This is a genomic window from Stenotrophomonas sp. PS02300 (assembly GCF_029959395.1).
Classification (GTDB): domain Bacteria; phylum Pseudomonadota; class Gammaproteobacteria; order Xanthomonadales; family Xanthomonadaceae; genus Stenotrophomonas; species Stenotrophomonas maltophilia_AD.
Genome location: NZ_JASCOP010000178.1, coordinates 1 through 6,331 on the forward strand (window position 1 = coordinate 1; position 6,331 = coordinate 6,331).

A 6,331-nucleotide genomic window follows, 5' to 3' on the forward strand; every position below is an offset into this window, starting at 1 on the left:
GGTTTGCGGGACCGTAGAAAACATGGATGTTTTCTACGAGCCCCCAAGGACGGGTTCACGGCGTGTCCCGCAAACCCGCACCGGCCGGCCCAGCTCAGACCACGGCTCAGCTACCGGCTGTTTGCCAAATTGCGTGAAGCAGTCGGCCTCAGGGCCGACTGCCAGAGATCCAGCGCAATCCCTGGCTTGGCGCTCACCCAATCACTATCAGAACTCGAGGTTGTCGATCAGGCGGGTGTTGCCGATGCGCGCGGCGATCAGGGCGACGCGGTTGCCGTCTTCGCTGTCGGCCGGCTCGGACAGGTCCGGCTTGCGGACGACGGCGTAGTCGACCTGGAAGCCGGCAGCCTGCAGGGCCGATGCGGCTTCGGCTTCGATCAGGCTGCGGGTCTTGCCCGCGATGAAGCCTTCGCGCATGCCCAGCAGCACCTGGTGGATGGTGGTCGAGACCGGGCGCTGTTCGGCGTTGAGGTACTGGTTGCGCGAGCTCATGGCCAGGCCATCGGTTTCGCGCACGATGTCGCCGCCCACGATCTGGATCGGGAAGGCCAGGTCTTCCACCATCTGGCGGATCACCGCCAGCTGCTGGTAGTCCTTCTTGCCGAAGGCGGCCACGTCCGGCTGGACCTGGTTGAACAGGCGCGAGACCACGGTGCACACGCCGTCGAAGTGGCCCGGGCGGTGTGCGCCTTCAAGCAGGCTGGAAATGCCCGGCACGTTCACGCTGGCCGCCAGCTCCACCCCGAACGGGTACATCGATTCGACCGTGGGCAGCCACAGCACGTCACAGCCGGCCTGCTCCAGCCCGGTGGTGTCGGCTTCCGGGGTGCGCGGGTAGCGGGTGAAGTCTTCGTTGGGGCCGAACTGGGTCGGGTTGACGAACACGCTGGAGACCACGCGGTCGGCGTATTGCCTGGCCAGGGTGACCAGCGAGTAATGGCCTGCGTGCAGGTTGCCCATGGTGGGGACCAGCGCAACGCGCAGGCCCTCGCGCTTCCAGCCGTTGACGACGGCGCGCAGGCGGGACAGTTCGGTGACGGTGTCGATCATGAGGCGTAGGCGTGTTCTGCGTCGGGGAAGGAGCCGTCGCGCACGGCGTCGGCATAGGCACGGACGGCGCCGGCAACCGACCCGCCTTCGGCAAGGAAATCCTTGACGAACTTGGGACGGCGATGGCCGCTGTCCAGGCCGAGGAAGTCGTGCAGCACCAGCACCTGGCCATCGCAGCCCGGGCCGGCACCAATGCCGATGGTGGGCACGGCCACGTCGGCGGTGACCTGGGTGGCGATCGGGGTCGGCACGCACTCGAGGACGATCAGGGTGGCGCCGGCATCGACCGCGGCCTTGGCATCGTCACGCAGCTGCTGGGCGGCGTCGCCGCGGCCCTGCACCTTGTAACCGCCCAGGCGCAGCACCGACTGCGGGGTCAGGCCCAGGTGCGAACACACCGGGATCTCGCGTTCCACCAGATAGCGGACGATGTCCAGCTTGAAGCCGGCGCCTTCGATCTTGACCATCTCCGCACCGGCCTGGAGCAGGCGCAGCGAGGCGTCCAGCGCGCGTTCGGGGGTGGCATCGGCGCCGAACGGCAGGTCGGCCACCAGCAGCGCACGCTGCAGCACGCGGGCCACGGCGCGGGTGTGGTAGACCATGTCGTCGGTGGTCACCGGCAGCGTGGAATCGTGCCCCTGCACCACCATGCCCAGCGAATCGCCGATCAGGATCAGGTCGACGCCATTGGCATCGAACGCACGCGCGAAGCCGGCGTCGTAGGCGGTCAGCATGACCAGCTTCTGGCCGTTGCGCTTGGCCTCGGCCAGCGCGGGGACGGTCCAGGGCTTGCTGTCTGCGTGGGTACTCATGAGCTGATAACCGGTGGCGATAAGCCCCGCATTATCCTCCTATTGGCGCGATCCCGCAGGCCTCGATACGCATCGCAGCGTCCCGCACGCGGCCCTGCCCCGGAATCATCGCCTCCGGGGCGATCTCCGCCAGCGGCAGCAACGCGAACGCGCGTTCGTGCAGGTAGGGGTGCGGCACCTTCAGCTGCGGCAGGTCGATCACCGCCTCGCCATACAGCAGCAGGTCCAGGTCGAGCGTGCGCGGGCCCCAGTGCACGGCCGCGTCGCGGACCCGGCCGAAGTCGCGCTCGATGCCCAGCAGGGCCTCGAGCAGCGCGGTCGGTTCCAGCCCGGTGTCGAGCAGCGCGGCGGCATTGACGAACGCCGGCTGGTCTTCATTGCCCCAGGCCGGCGTGCTGTACAGCTGCGAGCGCGCCCGCAGCGTGGTCAGCGGCAGCGCGGCCATGGCCGCGAACGCCGCGCGCAGGGTCTGTGCGGCGTCGCCGAGGTTGGCGCCCAGTCCAATACAGGCCAGGGTCACGGCTTACTCGCCTGCGGCGCCACCGGGACGACGACGGCGGCGGCGGCGCTTGCGCGGTGCCCCGTTCTCGTCCAGCTCGCCTTCGGCCTGCGCGGCGTCCAGCGTGGAATCCAGCTCGGGGCCGGACTGCAGCTGGGCTTCGCGCCAGAACTCCACATCGGCTTCGTGCTCGCTGGAGGCCACCTGGCGCAGGGCCAGGAAGTCGAACGCGGCGCGGAAGCGCGGGTGGGTCAGCGTGCGGATCACGCGCTTGCGCTGGCGCGAGCTGAAGCGGCCCTGCAGCAGCCAGATTTCCTGCATCGGCAGCGAGAACCGGCGCGGCAGCGCGATGGTGGTCAGCTGGTGCAGGGTGACCCGGTCGGCGGCACGGCGCTGTGCTTCTTCCAGCTGCACGCCCTGCTTCTGCAGGGTCGCCAGCGCGCGGCAGAACGCCGGCCACAGCAGCAGTGCGAACAGGAACGAGGGCGAGACCGGCTCGTCGTTGGCCACGCGCTGGTCGGTGTTGTGCAGGCCTTCGATGACCATGCGGCGCAGCGCGCCACTGCGGTTGCTGCGCAGCGCGGCGGCACTTTCCGGGAACAGCACGTCGAGCAGGCCGTAACGCTCCAGCCCTTCGAAGCTGGCCACGCCGTGGCCGGACAGGAACAGCTTGAGCACTTCCTCGAACAGCCGGGCCGGCGCGGCTTCGCCGAGCAGGCTGGCCAGGCGCGGCAGCGGTTCGGCGCTGGCGTCGTCGATCTGGAAGCCGAGCTTGGCGGCCAGGCGCACCGCGCGCAGCATGCGCACCGGGTCTTCCTGGTAGCGCTTTTCCGGATCGCCGATGAGTTTCATCAGGCGCGCCTGCACGTCTTCGAAGCCGCCGGTGTAATCGCGCACCGAGAAATCCTCGATGGCGTAGTACAGCGCGTTGCAGGTGAAGTCGCGGCGCACCGCATCGTCTTCGATGCTGCCGTACACGTTGTCGCGCACCAGCATGCCGTTTTCCATCTCGCGGTCGCCGCTGCCATCGTCGATGTTGGCGCGGAAGGTGGCCACTTCGATGATTTCACGGCCGAACACCACGTGCGCCAGCCGGAAGCGGCGCCCGATCAGGCGGCAGTTGCGGAACAGCGACTTGACCTGCTCCGGCGTGGCATCGGTGGCCACGTCGAAATCCTTGGGGTTGCCGCCGACCAGCAGGTCGCGCACGGCGCCACCCACCAGGTAGGCGCCAAAGCCCGAGTCGCGCAGCCGGTACAGGACGCGCAACGCGTTGGGGCTGATGTCCTTGCGGGAGATGTTGTGCTGGTCGCGGGGGATCACGCGCAGACTGAACGGTGATGTAGCGGAGGAATTGATGTTGGCGCTTCCGGTTGAAGTTTCGGGATTGCCCAATGGCATCGAGGTCCATATACTAGCGCGCTGCGCAGTTCGCGACAAAGCATGCTCCCTTCGTCTAGAGGTTAGGACGTGGCCCTCTCAAGGCTAAAACAGGGGTTCGAGTCCCCTAGGGAGCACCATTTGCCGCGCCAGCCGACGAAAAACCCCGCCTTGGCGGGGTTTTTGCGTTGTGGGGCCGGCCCTCAGCCCTCCATCTGCTCCAGCTCCTTGCCCTTGGTCTCGCGCACGTAGCGCAGCACGAAGAAGATCGAGGCCACCGCCGCCACCGTATAGATGCCGTAGGCGCCGGCCAGGCCGATGCCGGCCAGCAGGATCGGGAAGGTCACGGTGATGGCGAAGTTCGAGGTCCACTGGGCCGCACCGGCCACCGCCAGGCCCGAACCGCGGATCTGGTTGGGGAACATCTCGCCCAGCATCACCCACATGACCGGGCCCCAGGACATGTTGAAGAACACCACGTAGACGTTGGCCGCCACCAGCGCCAGCCGGCCCATGCCGTCGGACAGCTGCAGGTGGCCATCGGCCAGGGTGCCGCTGGCAAAGGCCACCACCATCAGCGCCAGCGCCACGGACATGCCGACCGAGCCCACCCACAGCAGCGGTTTGCGGCCCACGCGGTCGATCAGCACCACGGTCAGCAGGCAGGCGCCGATGCTGAGTGCGCCGGACAGCACGTTGATCAGCAGTGCGTCGTTTTCGGAGAAGCCCACCGCCTGCCACAGCACCGCGCCGTAATAGAACACCACGTTGATGCCAACCAGCTGCTGGAACACGGCCAGGCCGATGCCGACCCAGACGATGCCGCGCAGCTTGCCGGTGCCCTTGTCGACCAGGTCCGACAGCCGCGGGCGGTGCTGGTCCTGGGCCAGCGAGCCTTCGATCTCGGCGATCTTGGCCTGGGCCTCGGCTTCGCCGTACAGGCGGGTCATCACCGCCAGCGCATCGGCGCGGCGGCCTTTCACCACCAGGTAGCGCGGGCTTTCGGGGATCCCCAGCAGCAGCACCAGGAACAGGGCCGACGGAATGGCCTGCATCCAGAACATCCAGCGCCAGGCTTCCTGGCCCAGCCACAGCGGCTCGGTGGAGGCGCCGGCAGCCCGGGCCAGCAGGAAGTTGCTCAGGAACGCGCAGAACAGGCCACTGATGATGGCGATCTGCTGCACCGTGGCCAGCCGCCCGCGATAGCGGGCCGAGGCCACTTCGGCGATGTAGGCCGGAGACATCACGCTGGCCGCGCCGACGGCGAAGCCGCCGATCACGCGGGCGATCACGAACGCCAGCGAGCTGTGCGCCGAGCCGGCGCCCAGTGCCGACAGCAGGAACATGACGGCGGCGATGATCAGCACCCCGCGCCGGCCCATGCGGTCACCCAGGCGGCCGGCGAAGAAGGCGCCGATCGCGCAGCCCAGCAGCATGGAGGCGACCTCGAAGCCGATCCCGGCCTCGCTGGACTGGAAGGTCTGCTTGAGGCCATCGACGGTGCCGTTGATGACGCCGCTGTCGAACCCGAACAGGAAGCCGCCGATGGTGGCGACGCAGCTGATCAATACGATGAAGGAGGTGTTCTCGCCGCGGGCGGCGTTGGCTGCAAGTGTGGTGGACATGAAGGGTCCTGGCAGGAGTGGGACAGCAACGGGTCAGCGCAGCGGGGTCTCATCCGGCAGGTTCTCACAGGCCCCTGCCCGCCCACAAAGGGCTGCGGGGGCCTGATCTGCCTGCCTCTTGGCCGCCCGGGTGTCTACCGGTAGGCATCGGCATCTAACCGCACCGACCGGCTCCGGCGCATCGTGCACTGCGACAAAGGCCCAACTGTTCTAGAATTGTCCGGCTTACTGTCGGATCCAGATCCAGCCATGCCCTTTGTCGTCACTGAAAACTGCATCAAGTGCAAACACACCGATTGCGTGGAAGTGTGCCCCGTGGATTGCTTCCACGAAGGCCCGAACTTCCTGGTGATCGACCCGGATGAGTGCATCGACTGCACCCTGTGCGAGCCCGAATGCCCGGTCAACGCGATCTTCCCCGAAGACGACGTGCCCGCCGGCCAGGAAAAGTTCGTGGAACTCAACGCCGAGCTGGCCAAGGCCTGGCCGGTCCTGACCGTGCGCAAGGACCCGCCCGAGGACGCCGGCGAGTGGGACGGCAAGCCGGACAAGCTCCAGTATCTGGAGCGGTGATACTGAAAAAGGCGCCTCTGGCGCCTTTTTTGTTGGTTGGTTTCACGGCAACGGCAACGGCAACGTTTCATTGTCCCGTGCCGGGGAGGCCGACGGGCAGCCCCGCTCCGGGACACGCCGTGAATCCATCCGTGGAGGCTTGGCAAAAACATCCATGTTTTTGACAGTCCCTACGGGGGCTACCCGCCGGCCTCCCCCCATGGATGGCCGCAGGCGGATGGCAAGAGCAGCCACGCAGGGCGTGGCTCTACGCGGCGCGTGCGTCTGCTTTTGATCTCCCGTGGCCACCGACACACTGTCGGGGGCCGGCGGGGGCGGGGGTACGGGGGCTTTGCGAAACATGGATGTTTCGCAAGAGCCCCCAGGGATGGGTTTACGGCGCCCCCCGTACC

General features: G+C 67.6%; 6 protein-coding genes and 1 tRNA gene. 2 read left to right on the forward strand and 5 right to left on the reverse strand.

Annotated elements, in window-relative coordinates:
- Nucleotides 1-207: 207 nt before the first annotated feature.
- Genes panC through pcnB form a run of 4 tightly spaced genes read right to left on the reverse strand, consistent with a single transcriptional unit; the run spans nt 208 to nt 3,756 of the window.
- Entirely contained in the window at nt 208-1,050 is an 843-nt protein-coding gene (gene panC, locus QMX79_RS19450; protein WP_282248238.1) for a pantoate--beta-alanine ligase, read from the reverse strand.
- Nucleotides 1,047-1,862, reverse strand: a complete 816-nt coding sequence (gene panB / locus QMX79_RS19455) for a 3-methyl-2-oxobutanoate hydroxymethyltransferase (RefSeq protein ID WP_282248239.1) — start codon at nt 1,860-1,862, stop codon at nt 1,047-1,049. Before panB ends, panC begins: the two co-directional genes overlap by 4 nt.
- Nucleotides 1,863-1,893: 31 nt before the next feature.
- Nucleotides 1,894-2,382: a 2-amino-4-hydroxy-6-hydroxymethyldihydropteridine diphosphokinase gene (gene folK, locus QMX79_RS19460; RefSeq protein ID WP_282248240.1), complete on the reverse strand. Its 489-nt coding sequence runs from the start codon at nt 2,380-2,382 to the stop codon at nt 1,894-1,896.
- 3 nt (nt 2,383-2,385) lie between these two features.
- On the reverse strand, nt 2,386-3,756 hold the full coding sequence (gene pcnB, locus QMX79_RS19465; protein WP_282248243.1) for a polynucleotide adenylyltransferase PcnB: 1,371 nt from the start codon (nt 3,754-3,756) through the stop codon (nt 2,386-2,388).
- Nucleotides 3,757-3,806: 50 nt separating this feature from the next.
- Here pcnB and QMX79_RS19470 point away from each other — a divergent pair.
- Nucleotides 3,807-3,881: transfer RNA gene (locus tag QMX79_RS19470), tRNA-Glu, on the forward strand.
- A gap of 63 nt (nt 3,882-3,944) precedes the next feature.
- On the opposite strand, the gene QMX79_RS19475 is transcribed toward QMX79_RS19470, so the two are convergent.
- A complete protein-coding gene (locus tag QMX79_RS19475; protein WP_282248241.1) occupies nt 3,945-5,366 on the reverse strand; it encodes a sugar porter family MFS transporter in 1,422 nt (473 codons plus the stop codon).
- A 249-nt stretch (nt 5,367-5,615) separates the two neighbouring features.
- Here QMX79_RS19475 and fdxA point away from each other — a divergent pair, with 249 nt between their 5' ends.
- Nucleotides 5,616-5,939, forward strand: a complete 324-nt coding sequence (gene fdxA, locus QMX79_RS19480; RefSeq protein WP_282248242.1) for a ferredoxin FdxA — start codon at nt 5,616-5,618, stop codon at nt 5,937-5,939.
- Nucleotides 5,940-6,331: the final 392 nt, after the last annotated feature.